Annotated in this window: 14 protein-coding genes and 1 pseudogene; 8 read left to right on the forward strand and 7 right to left on the reverse strand. The window is 60.7% G+C overall.

Translation table 11 applies throughout. The features are described 5' to 3' along the window. The first annotated feature begins 47 nt into the window (after positions 1-47). On the forward strand, positions 48-701 hold the full coding sequence (locus ACMGFM_RS13260; RefSeq protein ID WP_436903127.1) for a hypothetical protein: 654 nt from the start codon (positions 48-50) through the stop codon (positions 699-701). Here ACMGFM_RS13260 and ACMGFM_RS13265 read toward each other — a convergent pair whose 3' ends face one another. Genes ACMGFM_RS13265 through ACMGFM_RS13275 form a run of 3 tightly spaced genes read right to left on the reverse strand, consistent with a single transcriptional unit; the run spans position 702 to position 3,661 of the window. Beyond that, positions 702-1,709 (reverse strand): AAA family ATPase, encoded by a 1,008-nt coding sequence (locus ACMGFM_RS13265; RefSeq protein WP_436903128.1) that lies wholly within the window; start codon positions 1,707-1,709, stop codon positions 702-704. Between the two features lie 40 nt (positions 1,710-1,749). Beyond that, the gene (locus ACMGFM_RS13270; protein ID WP_436903129.1) at positions 1,750-2,400 is read right to left on the reverse strand and encodes a DJ-1/PfpI family protein; all 651 of its coding nucleotides are present in this window, start codon (positions 2,398-2,400) and stop codon (positions 1,750-1,752) included. Beyond that, positions 2,351-3,661 carry a methyl-accepting chemotaxis protein gene (locus ACMGFM_RS13275; RefSeq protein WP_436903130.1) on the reverse strand — a complete coding sequence of 437 codons (1,311 nt, stop codon included), beginning with the start codon at positions 3,659-3,661 and terminating at the stop codon, positions 2,351-2,353. Before ACMGFM_RS13275 ends, ACMGFM_RS13270 begins: the two co-directional genes overlap by 50 nt. Positions 3,662-3,768: 107 nt before the next feature. Here ACMGFM_RS13275 and ACMGFM_RS13280 point away from each other — a divergent pair, with 107 nt between their 5' ends. The 5 genes from ACMGFM_RS13280 (at position 3,769) to ACMGFM_RS13300 (ending at position 7,985) form a co-directional block, all read left to right on the forward strand. Then, positions 3,769-4,254 carry a flavin reductase family protein gene (locus tag ACMGFM_RS13280; RefSeq protein WP_436903131.1) on the forward strand — a complete coding sequence of 162 codons (486 nt, stop codon included), beginning with the start codon at positions 3,769-3,771 and terminating at the stop codon, positions 4,252-4,254. A gap of 43 nt (positions 4,255-4,297) precedes the next feature. Continuing rightward, positions 4,298-4,579, forward strand: a complete 282-nt coding sequence (locus ACMGFM_RS13285) for a ribbon-helix-helix domain-containing protein (protein ID WP_436903132.1) — start codon at positions 4,298-4,300, stop codon at positions 4,577-4,579. Next, positions 4,572-4,856 carry a type II toxin-antitoxin system RelE family toxin gene (locus tag ACMGFM_RS13290; RefSeq protein ID WP_436903133.1) on the forward strand — a complete coding sequence of 95 codons (285 nt, stop codon included), beginning with the start codon at positions 4,572-4,574 and terminating at the stop codon, positions 4,854-4,856. Before ACMGFM_RS13285 ends, ACMGFM_RS13290 begins: the two co-directional genes overlap by 8 nt. Before the next feature lie 82 nt (positions 4,857-4,938). Then, positions 4,939-5,715, forward strand: a complete 777-nt coding sequence (locus ACMGFM_RS13295) for an SDR family oxidoreductase (RefSeq protein ID WP_436903134.1) — start codon at positions 4,939-4,941, stop codon at positions 5,713-5,715. 44 nt (positions 5,716-5,759) lie between these two features. Further along, a complete protein-coding gene (locus ACMGFM_RS13300) occupies positions 5,760-7,985 on the forward strand; it encodes an ATP-dependent DNA helicase (protein ID WP_436903135.1) in 2,226 nt (741 codons plus the stop codon). Between the two features lie 51 nt (positions 7,986-8,036). Here the strand turns inward: ACMGFM_RS13300 and ACMGFM_RS13305 are convergent, their stop codons facing one another. Both ACMGFM_RS13305 and ACMGFM_RS13310 read right to left on the reverse strand, forming a co-directional pair. Next, positions 8,037-8,285, reverse strand: a complete 249-nt coding sequence (locus ACMGFM_RS13305; protein ID WP_436903136.1) for a DUF7861 family protein — start codon at positions 8,283-8,285, stop codon at positions 8,037-8,039. Beyond that, the gene (locus ACMGFM_RS13310; protein WP_436903137.1) at positions 8,285-8,593 is read right to left on the reverse strand and encodes a hypothetical protein; all 309 of its coding nucleotides are present in this window, start codon (positions 8,591-8,593) and stop codon (positions 8,285-8,287) included. The genes ACMGFM_RS13305 and ACMGFM_RS13310 overlap by 1 nt, the downstream gene beginning before the upstream one ends. Before the next feature lie 369 nt (positions 8,594-8,962). Between ACMGFM_RS13310 and carB the strand changes: the two are divergent. Further along, positions 8,963-12,178: pseudogene (gene carB / locus ACMGFM_RS13315) on the forward strand (carbamoyl-phosphate synthase large subunit); the annotation flags it as partial. Between the two features lie 537 nt (positions 12,179-12,715). Here the strand turns inward: carB and ACMGFM_RS13320 are convergent. Then, a complete protein-coding gene (locus ACMGFM_RS13320; RefSeq protein ID WP_436903138.1) occupies positions 12,716-12,865 on the reverse strand; it encodes a hypothetical protein in 150 nt (49 codons plus the stop codon). 286 nt (positions 12,866-13,151) lie between these two features. Here ACMGFM_RS13320 and ACMGFM_RS13325 point away from each other — a divergent pair, with 286 nt between their 5' ends. Continuing rightward, a complete protein-coding gene (locus tag ACMGFM_RS13325) occupies positions 13,152-13,979 on the forward strand; it encodes a proline dehydrogenase family protein (RefSeq protein WP_436903139.1) in 828 nt (275 codons plus the stop codon). Here ACMGFM_RS13325 and ACMGFM_RS13330 read toward each other — a convergent pair. Then, positions 13,976-14,722 (reverse strand): helix-turn-helix domain-containing protein, encoded by a 747-nt coding sequence (locus tag ACMGFM_RS13330; protein WP_436903140.1) that lies wholly within the window; start codon positions 14,720-14,722, stop codon positions 13,976-13,978. The genes ACMGFM_RS13325 and ACMGFM_RS13330 overlap by 4 nt on opposite strands. Between the last annotated feature and the right edge of the window lie 116 nt (positions 14,723-14,838).

Below are 14,838 nucleotides of genomic sequence, written 5' to 3' on the forward strand. Positions count from 1 at the left end.
GTCGACAGTATTTCCCGTCTGCTCACGCCTATATCCCACAACGACGAATGAGTGAGCACGAGACACCAGTTGGCCCCCTGTTCGAACTCCAGCGAGAGACGCTCAAACGCGGCGCAGATATACTGAACACCGGGCGGTCAGCCCGTGAGGAAGCGTCGACAGCGGGACTCGACGCCACCGAGACGCTGGGGACGCAGGTCCTCGAGCTGGGCCGGCGCTCGCTCACGGCCCCGCTTGCGGTCGCCGGGGCTGGCGACGATAAGACTCTCGACAGCCTCCAGGACGCCATCGACGAGACGTTCGATACCCTCCGAACACAGCACGACGCAGTCTACGAGACTGCCGCGGAAACCTACGAAGAGGCGGATACTGCGATAGCCCTTCGCGAGGCCGAGCAACTCAGCAACCTACTCGAGCTGAGCGAGCGTGCCGAGGCACAGTTCGCCGAGGCAGTCGCCGAACTCGAAGCAGGGCCAGCGCGGAGCGACGACGCCGTTGCAGAATTTCTCGACCAACTCGACCGGTTCTCGGCGCGACTCGACGCTGAAACTGAGCGATACGCCACCGCTGAGGAGACACCCCACGTTCGCTGTCAGGTCTGTGACGAGGAGTTCGAGGGACTCACCTACGCTCACCTCAAGAGCCACGGGCTGACTGTCGAGGAGTATCGAGACGAGTTCGGCGACGACGTGCCCCTGTAATTACCGCTCTCCGAGCGTGGCGAGCAGATGCGAGACGTGCAGGCGGTCGTTCGTTCCTTCGTGCAAGTCCATATCAATCTCGCCAGCACGGCGGTGGAGTGCGGCGAGTTCGTCGCCGGAGTACCGCGAGCGTGCCACTTCGAGCACGTCAGCGAGTACTTCGTCGCCGCTGTATCCTTCGTCAACCAGTAACTCGTCAAGTGTCGAACGCGCGTCGGTGAACTCACCGGCCTCGGCGTCGGCAATCATCTCCTGAACGCGTTCGTCGATGCCGACCGCCGACAGCGTCTCGTAGGCGGCCTGCATCGTGATTTTACCTTCCTGTTCGTGGGTTGTCTGGGCGTTCAGGATGGCCTGGCGGAGGTCACCGCCAGCCGCACCTGCAATATACTCGAGTCCTTCGTCGTCGTATTCAGCGCCCTCATCGTCGGCGATGCCTTCGAGGACAGAAATTATCTCGTCCTGCGTCGGAGCACGGACGGGAATCGGGAAACACCGCGAGCGGATTGGCGGGATGAGCGCCGAGGGCTGGCGGGTCGTGATGACGAACTGGCTGGCCTCGTAATACTGCTCCATCACCCGGCGCAGCGCTTGCTGGAAGTCCTCGCGGATTCCTTCGGCGTTGTCCAGCACGACGGTCTTGTACTCGCCAGTTGCCGGAGAGTAACTCGCAGATTCCTTGAGAACGTGGTTGATCAGGTCGGCCTTCGAGGAGTTACGGCGTCGTTTCGAGTCGATAAACCGGCTGAACCGCGGGTCATTGGCAATCTCTTTTTTCGTCGAGTCGAAGAAGTCGGCGACGTTGATTTCGATCCGGTCGGCACCGGGATTCTCGTGGGCTGCCCGGGTCAGCGCCCGGACCGCCGCTGTCTTGCCGCTGCCGGCCGGGCCGTGAACGACGAGATTCATCGGCTCTTCGAGCGCACGCTCGAAATGGTCACGGACATCAGCCTGTGGCAGGTCCGCGATGTCGGGCGCGTGTCGCTCGGTCCAGAGTGGCCCCTCCATTGGCTGGCAGTTCGGTCCCCGTCGGTACAAATCGTTCGCTTTACGCGCGGTGGACCGTCCCGCGTGGCTCGTACTCCATCTCGGCGGTCACCTGCGCGGCCACGTCCTCGCCAAATTCACGCTCGACGAGGTGGACAGCCAGGTCCAACCCGGACGTGACGCCACCAGCAGTCAGAATATCGCCGTCGTCGACAACACGTGCATCGACGACGGTGGCGTCAGTTTCGCGCAGGTCAGCAAGCGCACCACGGTGGGTGACTGCGGGCCGTCCGTCCAGCACGCCCGCACGGGCGAGAATCATCCCGCCGGTACAGACCCCAGCCAGCGAGACGCCCGCGTCGTAGTACTCGGCGAGTACGTCGGGAACGGTTCCGCCCTCGGCGACCGACCACGCACCCGCCGCCGAGCGGTCGTTCCAGCCGCCGCCGGGAACGAGAAGGAGGTCAGGGTCGACCGCGTCGAGGGTGCCATCAGTCTCGATGGTGAGGGCGTGGCTAGCCGTAACCGTCTGCGCGGAATCGACCGTCCGCAGCGAGACGGTACAGTCGGCCCCGGCGTCGGCGGCGTTGGCAAACACCTCGTAGGGACCGATTGCGTCGAGTTCGTCGAACCCCTCGTAGACGAGGATCGCAATCTCCATCTCAGGTTTCTTCGAGGTCATCAGCGAGGTCATCGACCGTCTGGCGGACATCCTCGACAACCTCGGTCTGGGTCTCGGCCAACTCAGCCGTGTCCTGTGCGCCCTCGCGGACGGTCTCGGCCTGGTCGGCCGCGTCGTCGATGGTCGCAGTGACGGACTCGACCCGAGTGGCTTGCTCGTCGTTCGCAGCAGCAATTTCGTCGGTGCTGGCCGCAGCGTCTTCGATTGCCTCGACAATCTCGGCCAGCGAGTCCAGCGCTGATTCGACCTCGTCGGTTGCGGTCGCGGCTTGGTCGTAGGCCTGTTCAACCTCGGAGACAGCCGTCCGGCTTCGGTCCTGAATTTCCTCGACTTCCGAGCTAATCTCGTCGGTGTACTCCTGGGTCTCGTTTGCGAGTGCTTTCACCTCGTCGGCGACGACGGCAAACCCTTCCCCGCCCTGGTCGGCCCGGGCCGCCTCGATGTTCGCGTTCAGCGCGAGCATATTCGTCTGGTCGGCAATCTCGGCGATGACTTCCGTGATTTCGTCGATGTCGTCCATCCGGTTTGCGAGGTCAGTAATCGTCTCGGTGAGTTGCTCGCTGGCGTCAAGCATCCCGTCGGCGGCCTCGCCGGCTTGCTCGCCCGCTTGCTGGCCCTCCGTGGCTCGTTCGCGGGCTTGGCTGACGGTCTCGTTGATTTCGTCCGTCGTCGCGGCGATTTCCTCCATGCTTGCGCTGACGGATTCGACCTCTGAGAGTGCTTCCTGGAGTTTGTCGTCCTGTTCGACAGCGTCGCTCTCGATCTGTTCTGCGTTGGTGGCGACTCGCTGTGAGATAGAATCGAGACGTTCGACGACATCGGCGAGTTGCTGGGCAACCTGCTCGTGGGTTTCGGTCAGTTCCTGCTCTTTGGCACGGAGTTCGGTCACGTCACGAATCGCCGTGACCGTGCCAGTAATCTCACCAGCAGCGTCGTACATCGGTGTGCTCGAAATGACGACTTCGTGTTCGAAATCGTCGTGGTCGAGCAGTTCCGTCTCGATACCCCGCATCGGTTCGCCAGCCTCTCTGGTTCGTTCGGCCATCGTCGTCTTGGTGCCGTGGGTCTCGTAGGTCCGGAAGATTTCCCACGGTTCGAGTTCGGGAACGCGGGCCGGGGCGAGCGATAACAGGTCCTGTATCGCGGGATTGAACAGCGTAATTTGGCTCGATTCGTCGGCGACAACAACTGGCACCGGCAGTTCGTACAGCGCCTGAATCCACTGGCGCTCGGCGGGGTCAAAATCACCGTAGATTCCCGGCTCGTCGATTGTAAGGACGCCCTCTGACATACAGTTTTAGTCAGAGCGGACGGTGAAAGTTGTTGTCCCGAGTTTATCAGCACTGATAGCAGAGTCAAAGACGAATCTTCATTTGTCAGAATCCCCAATCCAGTGTAATGCCAGAGATCGACCTGCGGAGCGTGATGGGCGAGTTTGCAACCGGCGTCACGGCAGTCACACTGAACGGTCCCGAAGCACACGGAATTACGGTCAATGCCTTCAGCTCTGTCTCGCTGGACCCGCCGCTTGTGCTCGTCTGCCTCGACCACGACACTGAGGCCCACGAGCAACTCCAGAGCGGCGACGCAGACGGCTACTGTGTCAACATTCTCGCGGCCGACCAGCAGATTCTCGGCGAGTACTTCGCAGATATGGCCGAAGAAGATATCGACCCCTTCGAGGAGTTCCCGACGATGACGGCCGAAACCGGCGCGCCGGTGTTCACCGAATCGCTTGGCTATGTGGACTGTTCGATTCACGAGGCTGTCGAGGCGGGCGACCACACGATATACATCGGCAGCGTCGAGGCCGCCGAACAACTCGAGGACAAGGACGCGCTAACCTTCTTCGAGGGCGAGTGGGGCACACTCGGCACCGAGTGACTCTGCGAAACGGTTATTGGTAACACCAGCGTAATACGTCTGTATGTCTGGAGCAACTACCGATGGTGATAGCGAAGACGATATCGTCACGGTGAATTTCAAGACCACCGAGTCGTTCCTAGAAGAGATTGACGAGACGTGGCAGGGTCGTGGATTCAACAGCCGGAGTGAATTTATCCGGTACACGCTCCGAGACGCTGTCGAGTTCCCAACGTTCGACCGTGACGAACTCATCGCGTTGCTCACAGCGGAAGAAAGCAGCCGTGAGGAGGAGACGATGACTGCCGAGGAGGCACGCGAACGGTTCGGAACGGACGATGAGTAACAGCGAGTGGAACTGGGAACTTTCCGAAGGCGGACAGTCGGATCTTGGAGCACTCTCGCCCGAAGAGCAGGACCGCATTATCGAGAAACTGGACGAGATTGTCAACTCTCCGTGGCGAGACCCGCCAGAGTACGGCGAACCACTCCAGAACAGCCCGTACAGAAAGATCCGTATCGGCGAGTTTCGTCTCTCCGTGGTATTCCATGAAGAAACGGAGCAGTTGGTCGTGGCCAGAATCAAGCGTCGAGGCGGTGCGTATACTGCTGACGACGACTGAATACCGGCCAGACCCGTCGAACAATCTCCGACGCGGCCAAGAAACGAAGGTGGTTCAGTCACGTCGTACATACACTGGGTCGATGTCAGATAATTCTGCAACAGAGACGACCCAGCACGGACAACAGCTCGCCAACAAGGTCGCAATCGTAACCGGCGCATCTTCGGGCATCGGTGAGGCAACGGCAGAAGCACTGGCAGCCGACGGCGCTCGCGTCGTCCTCGCTGCTCGCCGCGTCGAGGAACTGGAAGCGCTCGCCGACCGGATCGAATCAGACGGCGGCGAGGCACTGGTCGTCCCGACGGACGTAACCGAGGAGGAGGATATCGACGCGCTGGTCGAGGAGACCACCGACGAGTACGGACAGATCGATATTCTGGTCAACAACGCCGGCGTCATGCTGCTCGAACCACTCGAACGAGCAGACCGGTCGAATCTCCGCCAGATGGTCGAAGTGAATCTGCTCGGGCTGATGAATCTCACCCACGCGGTTCTGCCGGTGATGCAAGAACAGGACGCAGGTCACATCGTCAACGTCTCCTCGGTGGCCGGCCGGGAGGCCTCAGCGAACTCCAGCGGCTACAATGCGACGAAATTCGGCGTCAACGCCTTTACTGACGCCGTTCGACAGGAGGTATCGGGAGACGGTATCCGGTCGACGGTTATCGAGCCCGGTGCCGTCGAGACAGAGCTTGCAACACATATCCCCGACGAGCAGGTCATCGAGCAGTTTGCCGAGATGGACCTCCCAACGCTCAACGCTGGCGACATCGCGCGCAGCATCGTCTACGCGACGAGTCAACCCCAGCGTGTCGACGTCAACGAGATTCTCATCAGACCGACCGGCCAGAATCTCTGAGCGCGAACTCAGTACTTTTATTCGAGAGGGGCATACCCCCGGTTGTGTCACAGGCGTCGTATCTCCGGTATTTCCCCTTCGAGCAGCCCTACGACCACCAGCAGGAGGCGATGGGCCAGATTTACGACGCACTTGAGGACAAATCAGATATTCTGTTCGAGGGCGCAACGGGGACGGGCAAGACGCTCGCCTCGCTCGTTCCTGCGTTAGAATACGCCCGCGAACACGACAAGACGGTCGTCATCACGACCAATGTTCACCAGCAGATGCGACAGTTCCGCCGCGACGCAAGCGCCATCGCCGAGACTGAAGACCTGCGAGCGGTCGTTTTCCGTGGGAAGGGGTCGATGTGCCACATCGACGTCGACTACCAGGAGTGTCAGGCGCTGCGGGATACGACCCGGGACCTCGTGGAGGTCGAGGAGGAGCAGGCCGAACTCGAACGAAAGCAGGGCGAACTCCTCGACCAGAGTCAGGCCGGCAACAGCGACGCCGCGGCCGCCCGGAGTTCGGTGATGGACGAACTCCAGTCCGTCGAGGAAGAGCTGGAGGAGTTCGCGGACCGAGCGACCTGCGACCACTACTACCGGAACCTCACCACCGACAACACCGATTTCTTCGCGTGGCTGTACGACGACGTGCGCACCCCTGACGAGATCTACGAGTACGCCCACGAACGCGGGCAGTGTGGCTACGAACTGCTGAAAGAGGGCGTCGAGGGTGTCGACCTCGTTGTCTGTAACTACCACCACCTGCTGAGCCCGATGATTCGCGAACAGTTTTTCCGCTGGCTCGGCCGCGACCCGGAAGACGTGATTGCCATCTTCGACGAGGCACACAACGTCGAATCTGCCGCCCGAGACCACGCTCGTCGCACCCTGACCGAGAACACCATCGAAAGCGCGCTGGACGAGTTGTCTGGCGTGGAGGACGCCCGTGTAGAGAACGCCGAGAACGTGCTCGAGACGTTCCTCGGAGCGCTCAGAGAGGCCTACGACGAGGCATTCGACTTTGGCGAGCGCGGCAGCGTCGGAGAGAACTGGTACGACCTTGCGATCGACAACGAAAACCGCCGGGATGACCTGACACTCTCCTTTCTCCAGACCTACGTCGGTCCTGGCTACGAGGGGGAAATCGACGCCGCGCTGGAACTGGGGGCGGAACTCGACAAGCGCTACGAGCGCGAGTACAAAAACGGCGAGCGCAGTGTTCGCAAGGAGTGTCAAACCCTGCAGGCCGCCGAATTCGTCTCCCAGTGGCTCGAAGAGAGCGCGGCGATGGGAACGTATCCTGTCGTGAGTGTTCGCCGGGCTGACGAAAACGCGAACCAATCGGTCGACACCGGCCAGACTGACGACGAGATTTACGGCCGCGCAGAGCTGTACACCTGTATTCCGAATCAGGTGACGCGAGCGCTGTTCGAGGACCTGCACGCGAGCGTGCTGATGAGCGCAACACTGCGGCCGTTCGACGTAACCGAGGACGTGCTCGGCCTGGAGGAAGTCGAGACGATGGCCTACGGCGCGCAGTTTCCCGAGGAGCGCCGCCGGACCTACACCGTCGACACGCCGGCGCTGTTTGCGAGCAAACGCGACGAACCCGCCGTCCAGGAGACAATTACCGAGTGTATCGAGGACACCGTCCGGATGACGCCCGGCAACACGCTCGTGTTCTTCCCGAGTTACGGCGAAGCCGAACGCTACAGCGAGCGTGTGGACATGGGGACAACCTACCTCGACGAACCGGGGACAGCAGCCGACGAGTTGCGCGAGCGGTTCACCGACGACGACAACGGCGTCCTCTACACCTCGATGTGGGGCACTCTCGGCGAGGGCGTGAGCTACGACGGCGACGACGCACGGAGCGTGGTTGTCGTCGGTGTTCCGTACCCACACCTCGACGAGCGAATGCAAGCGGTGCAGGACGCCTACGAAGAGACTTTCGGCGACGAAGACAGTGGAACTGGTCGCGGCGAGGAGGGCGCTGGCTGGCGCTACGCCGTCGAGATTCCGACGGTGCGAAAGACGCGACAGGCGCTCGGGCGAGTGGTTCGTTCACCGGAGGATTTCGGGGCGCGGATTCTACTGGACGCCCGGTACACTGAACGGGCCGAGATGGAGATGCCGAGTTACGCTGTCCGCGGGAGTTTCCCTGCCGAGGAGCGCAGTGAGATGATCGATATGACCCCTGAAAAACTGAAATTTGGACTGCTGAACTTCTACGGAGACCGCGATGCCTACGAGGGCACTCCGCCGTCGCCCACCGGATAAGAGATGGCACTCCGAGGAGGAGATTGAGAGCCGTCGAACGGTCTGAGATGATTAGCCGCCGCGCTGGCGGTACCAGATTCGCTCTCCGACTGGACTCGCGCCCTCCTCGATAGGGAGGCGACTCACGAACAGGTCCCGGACAGCGAAGGTGACAGTGAGGTCGACAGTCTCGCCGCCCTCGTCGGGTTCGACAGTGACGACACAGTGGCCGTCTGCTTCTCGGACGCTGTCGACGACGCCGCTTGTCCATCGTTCGGGGTCTTTCTGTGGCTGGACGGCGTGGATACGGTCGTGGTCCATTAGGTGAGCGAGTCCATAACTGTGGTGAGTTCGTTCTCAACCGTTTCGGCGGCTGCCTCGACGGTCGAGAAGCGGTCGGTGCCAGCGTGTGCGCAGTCGCGCTTGCGGTCGAGACGGACTGCGGCCTCTTGGATGACCTCTGGCCGAACAACGAGTTTGGCGGCGGTACAGACGCCCTCGTCGCCAGCGATGACGTACTCCACGATGCCACCCTCGTGGTCGGTGCGCTCCCAGACGCCCGGCGCGGTGGGGAGCGCGGCGCTGAGTCGGTCGGGTTCGGCCGCAGTCTCGGGTGTGACGTTCGCCATACAGCCAGTACGGGCGACAGCAGTTTAGCGGTTGTGCTGAAGCGAGTAGAGAAGGTCTGCAGAGAGGCAGTGCTAACAGTCGAGCGAAGTCCATCTTGACCTGGGCCGTCGTCTCTATCCAAAGTATGTATACAACAGAACATACTGTATACTGTTTTCGAGCGATTTGCCAGATAGCGAGCAAAAAAAGTAGCTAGACGGTGTCGTCACAGTCATAGAGCAGTGTTTTGCTCATCGAAGTCGTGGTGGGAACGACGAGCCTGAGAATAGCTGGCGTGTGAGGGGGTAGCAATACGATATTCGAAATTGGGCTGCGACATTCGTACCGCATCGTCGGGCTTATTACGATGTGCGAACTGCGTGCAGGTAATGACAGCCGAAGATCGCACTATTTTGCTTATCGGCAGTGGGCCGATCCAGATCGGACAGGCAGCCGAGTTCGACTACTCGGGCGCACAGGCCTGTCGTGCCCTGCAGGAGGAGGGCGCTCGCGTCGTCCTGGTCAACTCGAACCCGGCGACGATTATGACCGATCCGGATATGGCCGACGAGGTGTACATCGAACCGATCAACACCGAAGCCATCGCCGAGATTATCCGGAAAGAAAACCCCGACGGCGTGATCGCGGGACTGGGCGGCCAGACTGGGCTGAACGTCACCGCGGAACTCGCCGAGGAGGGAGTCCTGGAAGAACACGATGTCGAAGTGATGGGGACGCCGCTGGACACGATTTACGCGACCGAGGACCGCGACGAGTTCCGCCAGCGCATGGAGTCAATCGGCGAGCCAGTTCCCGAGTCGGTGACCATCGAAGCCATCGATGAAGTCGAGGACGCAGTCGAACAGGTCGGCGGTCTGCCGGTCATCATGCGAACGACGTACACACTCGGCGGCGCAGGGTCGGGCGTCATCGGCGATATGCAGGAACTGAAGGAGGCGACCCGCAAGGGACTGAATCTCTCCCGAGACAACCGCGTGATGATCACCGAGTCCATCGACGGCTGGATCGAACTCGAATACGAAGTGATGCGTGACGCCGACGACTCCTGTATTATTATCTGCAATATGGAGAATCTGGACCCGATGGGGATCCACACCGGCGAGTCGATGGTCGTCACGCCGAGTCAGGTCATCCCAGACGAGGGCCACCAGGATATGCGCGACACCGCGCTCAAGGTGATTCGAGAGCTCGGTATTCAGGGCGGCTGTAACATCCAGTTCGCGTGGCACGACGACGGCACCCCAGAAGGCGAGTATCGCGTCGTCGAGGTCAACCCCCGCGTCTCTCGCTCCTCTGCGCTGGCCTCGAAAGCGACCGGCTACCCGATTGCTCGCGTCACCGCGAAGGTTGCACTCGGCAAACGCCTGCACGAAATCGAGAACGAGATTACCGGCGAAACGACCGCAGCATTCGAGCCAGCCATCGACTACATCGTCACCAAAGTCCCGAGATGGCCCAAAGACAAGTTCCGTGACGTGGAGTTCGAGCTCGGGCCGGCGATGAAATCGACGGGAGAGGCGATGTCGATTGGGCGAACCTTCGAGGAATCGCTGCTGAAAGCGTTACGCAGTTCGGAGTACGACCCTGCCGACGACCTGAGCCTCGTCAGCGACGACGACCTCAAAACCGAATACCTGGAAAAGCCAACACCGGACCGTCCGTACGCCATCTTCGAGGCCTTCCGCCGCGGAACCAGCGTCGAGGAGGTCCGTGAACTGACCGAGATTCGCGAGTGGTATCTCGAACGGTTCAAGCGGATTGCCGACGCCGCAGACGACGCCGCCGCGGGCGAGTTCCAGTCCGCAGCCAGCGCCGGATTTACTGACCAAGAGATCACGGCACTCGCGGGCGGAGAGTTTGCTGATACCCACGCATCGTGGTTGCCCGCAGGTGACGGCGAAGAAGTCGAGGAGGGTGAGCAGGTCGATGACCTGCGAGACTCGTCAAAGCCTCGCTCTGACGGCGGGGCCGTGACAATTGACACCGTCGACGCCGAAACCTCAGAACGTGACTTCAAACTCGTCGACACCTGCGCTGGCGAGTTCGTCGCAACGACGCCGTACTACTACTCGGCGCGAGACCCGATTTCGGGACTGAACCGCGACGAACTCCAGATCGACCGCGATGTCGAGAGCGTTGTGGTCGTCGGCGGTGGCCCGATTCGAATCGGGCAGGGTGTCGAGTTCGACTACTGTTCGGTCCACGCCGTGCGCGCACTGCGTGAGATGGGCATCGACGCCCACGTCGTCAACAACAATCCTGAAACTGTCTCCACAGACTACGATACCTCCGACGGGCTGTTCTTCGAGCCAATTACCGCCGAAGAGGTTGCAGACGTAATCGAAGCGACCAACGCCGACGGCGTGATGGTCCAGTTCGGCGGCCAGACCTCCGTCGACATCGGTGAACCGCTGGAGAAGGAACTCCAGCGCCGCGACCTCGACTGCGAGGTGCTCGGCACCTCCGTCGAAGCGATGGACCTGGCCGAGGACCGCGACCGGTTCAACAGACTGATGGACGAACTCGGCATCGCACAGGCCGAGGGCGCAACCGCGACCAGCAAGGAAGAGGCGCTGGACCTCGCCCACGATATCGGCTACCCGGTGCTCGTGCGCCCGTCCTACGTGCTCGGTGGCCGCGCGATGGATGTCGTCTACAACGACGAGGACCTGGAAACCTACATCGAAGAGGCGGTTCGCGTCTCCCCCGAGAAGCCAATCCTCATCGACGACTTCCTCGCAGACGCTGTCGAACTGGATGTCGACGCCGTCTCGGACGGCGAGAACGTCCTCATCGGCGGTGTGATGGAACACGTCGAAACGGCCGGTGTCCACTCCGGTGACTCCTCTTGTATGATTCCACCGCGCTCACTCGGCCGGGATGTGAACCGCCGGGTGCGCGAAGTCGTCGAGGATATCGCCCGCGAACTCGACACTGTTGGGCTGCTCAACGTCCAGCTGGCTGTTCGTGACGGCGAGGTGTACGTGCTGGAGGCGAACCCACGCTCCTCGCGAACGGTGCCCTTCGTCTCGAAGGCAACGGGCGTCCCGATTGCAAAGATTGCGGCAAAAGTGATGGCTGGGGCGACGCTGGAGGAACTCGATTACGAGGAGCAGATTCCCGAGCAGGTCAGCGTCAAGGAAGTTGTCCTGCCGTTCGACCGCCTGCCGGGCAGCGACCCACGCCTCGGCCCGGAGATGAAATCCACAGGTGAGGTAATGGGCACCGCTGACACCTTCGGCAAGGCCTACCAGAAGGCCCAGATGTGTGTCGGCAAGCCAATTCCCCTCGAAGGAACCGCAATCGTCGACATGCCTGTCGCTGGCTTCGAGGACTTCTTCGACGTGAAGACGCTGGATGACTTCGAGGACACCGACGCAATCAAGGAGGCACTGCACGCTGGTGAGATTGATATGGTACTCTCCCGTGAGCGGGAGATTCTGGAGGTCTGTGTCGAGGAAACGATTACCTACTTCTCGACAATCGAAAGTGCACAGGCAGCACTAGAGGCAATCCGACACAGCGACGAGCCGCTCGACGTGCAGTCGGTCGACAAGCGACCGAAGATGCAGGAGTACTGGGGCCAGCCGAAAAATCAGGAAGACCTGCGCTCACAGATCGAGACCCTGCGCTCGATTGCCGACGCCGGCTACCTCGAAGCGCTCGGCGGCGAGGGCGAGGAACTCGCTGAGTTCGCGACAGCGCTGGAGACGGTGCTGCAGACCATCGACAACTCGGTGCTCGTCCTCGAATCGAGTGTCGGCGCGGGTGACGCCTCGGAGACGATTCGTGAGCAACTGGAGATTCACGGCTACGACGCTCGCCGGGCCAGCGCACTCCCGAGCGTCGAGGGCCACACCGAGGAGGAGGACATCGCGACGTACATGATGCTCTCGAAGTTCTCGGTGCTCGTCGACGAGGAACCGACCCGTCGGCTCTCCGAATACGAGACCGCGAAGGCACACAACAACATCCTCGCCAGACTGGTCCCGGCCGACCGACAGGGCGAGCAGACACACTTGATTGGCGGCCACGAAGACGACGATGTCGACCACATCCGGGACTTCGAGTACGACGGCGACCCGACCGAAGTGCTGGACGAGGCGATTAGCTGGGCAGAATCAGTCGTCGAGCGCCGCAGTGGAACCGAGCTCTGAGGAGACGCAGTACTTCTGTAACGCTTCCCGGAGTTCGTATCTCGTTTCGCTGTTTTCGGCCGTTTCGAGTGCCTGTTCGAGGTGGGTCCGGAGGTCGGTCTGTTCGGGTGTCATACCCGAAAAGTGAGACGAGACCACTATTGTTATACGCTGTTTACCGAGCCTGTAACGGTCCAAATTCGGGGTAGCGTTGTTTCTGTTCGCGGAGAATAGCTAGTATGAGTAATCAGTCAGTTGCTCAAGTGATGACACCGACAGTCCGGACAGTGACGCCGGAAACCTCGGCCTGTGCAGTCGCACAACTGTTCGCAGACCACGACTTCGGATTTAATTTCATAGATATTATTCTGAGATGTATGGTCGGGATAGTATATACGTAGAGCGACGGCCTAGAAGACGTATGATCCCACCAATCGCGAATAACTTCGTCGCCGGGGAGACCTACGGCGAAGCGTTGGACCACGTCTCGGAGCTCAACGAGCGTGACGTTGCGGGGATTTTGAATCTCCTCGGAGAGCATTACGAGGACCGCGAGGCGGCCAACAGCGACACTGAAGAGTATATTGCACTCGTCAACGCGATCGCTGACCGAGAGGTTGACGCGTGCATCTCCGTCAAGCCGAGTCAGTTGGGCCTGGAAATTGGTGACGAGGTGTTCCAGAAGAACCTCGATAGAATCGTCGACGCCGCGGACTGTTTCGTCTGGATCGACATGGAGGACCACGAAACGACCGACGTAACACTGGACGCTTTCGAGAAACACGCCCGGGCGACCGACGGCAACGTCGGCGTGTGTGTGCAGGCAAATCTTGTTCGGACCGGAGACGACCTCGCCCGACTTGCGGACCTCCCGGGAAAAGTCCGACTGGTCAAGGGCGCTTACGACGAATCCCCGTCCATTGCACACAAAGGCAAAGACACTGTCGACGCAGTCTACCGAGATAATCTCGAATTTATGTTCAAAGAGTTCGACGACGGAATCGGAGTCGGAAGCCACGACCCGGCGATGATCGAGTATGCGAAGGAACTCCACGAAGAGTACGGCACACCGTACGAGGTACAGATGCTGACTGGTGTTCGTGAGTCCGCACAGTTCGAACTCGCCAAGGATGTTCCCGTCTACCAGTACGTGCCCTACGGGACGAAGTGGTTCTCTTACTTCTATCGGCGCATCCGTGAGCGAAAATCGAATATTCTGTTTGCGGCTCGCGCTATCGTCGGAAACTAGCGCTGATACGTCGTCTCTTCCTCGGGGTCGAGTAGTTTCGCTTCTGCTTTGCGGAGGTGTTCGAGGAATGTCGTCTTCGAGACATCCAGTCCATCGGCCAGGTCCCGTGTCGAAACCTCGCGCGGCCACTCGTAGTAGCCAGACGTGCGGGCGTGCTCGAACGCTTCACGCTGTGACTCCGTCAGCGTATCCAGCCGGTGGTGACGCTCGGAATCACCATTCCACTCCGCCGTGTGTATCGACTCGACAGTGACCTCCGCGTTGGCGTCTTGGCGAACCCCATCGAGTGCGTCTTCGAGATTCGACCGTTCGCCGGTGAAACAAACCTGCCACGTTTCTCTGCCCCCCTCGATCCGGACCGGCGCGCTGTGAACGAGACCGTGTTCCAGCAGCGTCGGACAGACCATATCGTCGGGGTTGTACTCCAGGAAGAACTCCCGAACAACGTTGCCCGGCGCGTCGCGCTCTCGACCGAATCGCTGCTGGAGGTCGAGCACATCGCCGGCGTTCTCCGAGTTCCCGATTTCCTCGAGCAGTCTGTCCACTTCCTCGTCATCGTCCCCGTAGGCGGTGAACAGTCCGTTGACCGAGACTGGCGATGGGCCGTCGCTTTTCGGCGAGCGATAGATTGCGTGTGCTAACACACCGCCGCCAACTTCCTCTGTCGCTTCGATTGCCCAACAGCCCGGATGCCAGAGGTCAAGCGTTAGCCGCGTGCTAGTCGTATTTTGTACCTTGCTCATCCCCACTCCCCCCAGTCAGTCATATACCCCCTAATGAGACGGAGATATTTGTATATATCGGGGGCTCAGATCCCTATTACCTGGATACAGAGACTATAAAATTTCCCAGTAATCGC

Origin of the sequence: Halovenus halobia (assembly GCF_051414135.1) — an archaeon.
GTDB lineage: Archaea > Halobacteriota > Halobacteria > Halobacteriales > Haloarculaceae > Halovenus > Halovenus halobia.

What these genes read in the sequence shown, in the direction of transcription:
- ACMGFM_RS13270 (WP_436903129.1), bottom strand. Translation starts at nt 2,400, where the DNA reads ATGTCCGCCAGACGGTCGATGACCTCGCTGATGACCTCGAAGAAACCT.
- ACMGFM_RS13285 (WP_436903132.1), top strand. Translation starts at nt 4,298, where the DNA reads ATGTCTGGAGCAACTACCGATGGTGATAGCGAAGACGATATCGTCACG.
- ACMGFM_RS13290 (WP_436903133.1), top strand. Translation starts at nt 4,572, where the DNA reads ATGAGTAACAGCGAGTGGAACTGGGAACTTTCCGAAGGCGGACAGTCG.
- ACMGFM_RS13265 (WP_436903128.1), bottom strand. Translation starts at nt 1,709, where the DNA reads ATGGAGGGGCCACTCTGGACCGAGCGACACGCGCCCGACATCGCGGAC.
- ACMGFM_RS13330 (WP_436903140.1), bottom strand. Translation starts at nt 14,722, where the DNA reads ATGAGCAAGGTACAAAATACGACTAGCACGCGGCTAACGCTTGACCTC.
- ACMGFM_RS13325 (WP_436903139.1), top strand. Translation starts at nt 13,152, where the DNA reads ATGATCCCACCAATCGCGAATAACTTCGTCGCCGGGGAGACCTACGGC.
- ACMGFM_RS13280 (WP_436903131.1), top strand. Translation starts at nt 3,769, where the DNA reads ATGCCAGAGATCGACCTGCGGAGCGTGATGGGCGAGTTTGCAACCGGC.
- ACMGFM_RS13305 (WP_436903136.1), bottom strand. Translation starts at nt 8,285, where the DNA reads ATGGACCACGACCGTATCCACGCCGTCCAGCCACAGAAAGACCCCGAA.
- ACMGFM_RS13310 (WP_436903137.1), bottom strand. Translation starts at nt 8,593, where the DNA reads ATGGCGAACGTCACACCCGAGACTGCGGCCGAACCCGACCGACTCAGC.
- ACMGFM_RS13260 (WP_436903127.1), top strand. Translation starts at nt 48, where the DNA reads ATGAGTGAGCACGAGACACCAGTTGGCCCCCTGTTCGAACTCCAGCGA.
- ACMGFM_RS13320 (WP_436903138.1), bottom strand. Translation starts at nt 12,865, where the DNA reads ATGACACCCGAACAGACCGACCTCCGGACCCACCTCGAACAGGCACTC.
- ACMGFM_RS13275 (WP_436903130.1), bottom strand. Translation starts at nt 3,661, where the DNA reads ATGTCAGAGGGCGTCCTTACAATCGACGAGCCGGGAATCTACGGTGAT.
- ACMGFM_RS13295 (WP_436903134.1), top strand. Translation starts at nt 4,939, where the DNA reads ATGTCAGATAATTCTGCAACAGAGACGACCCAGCACGGACAACAGCTC.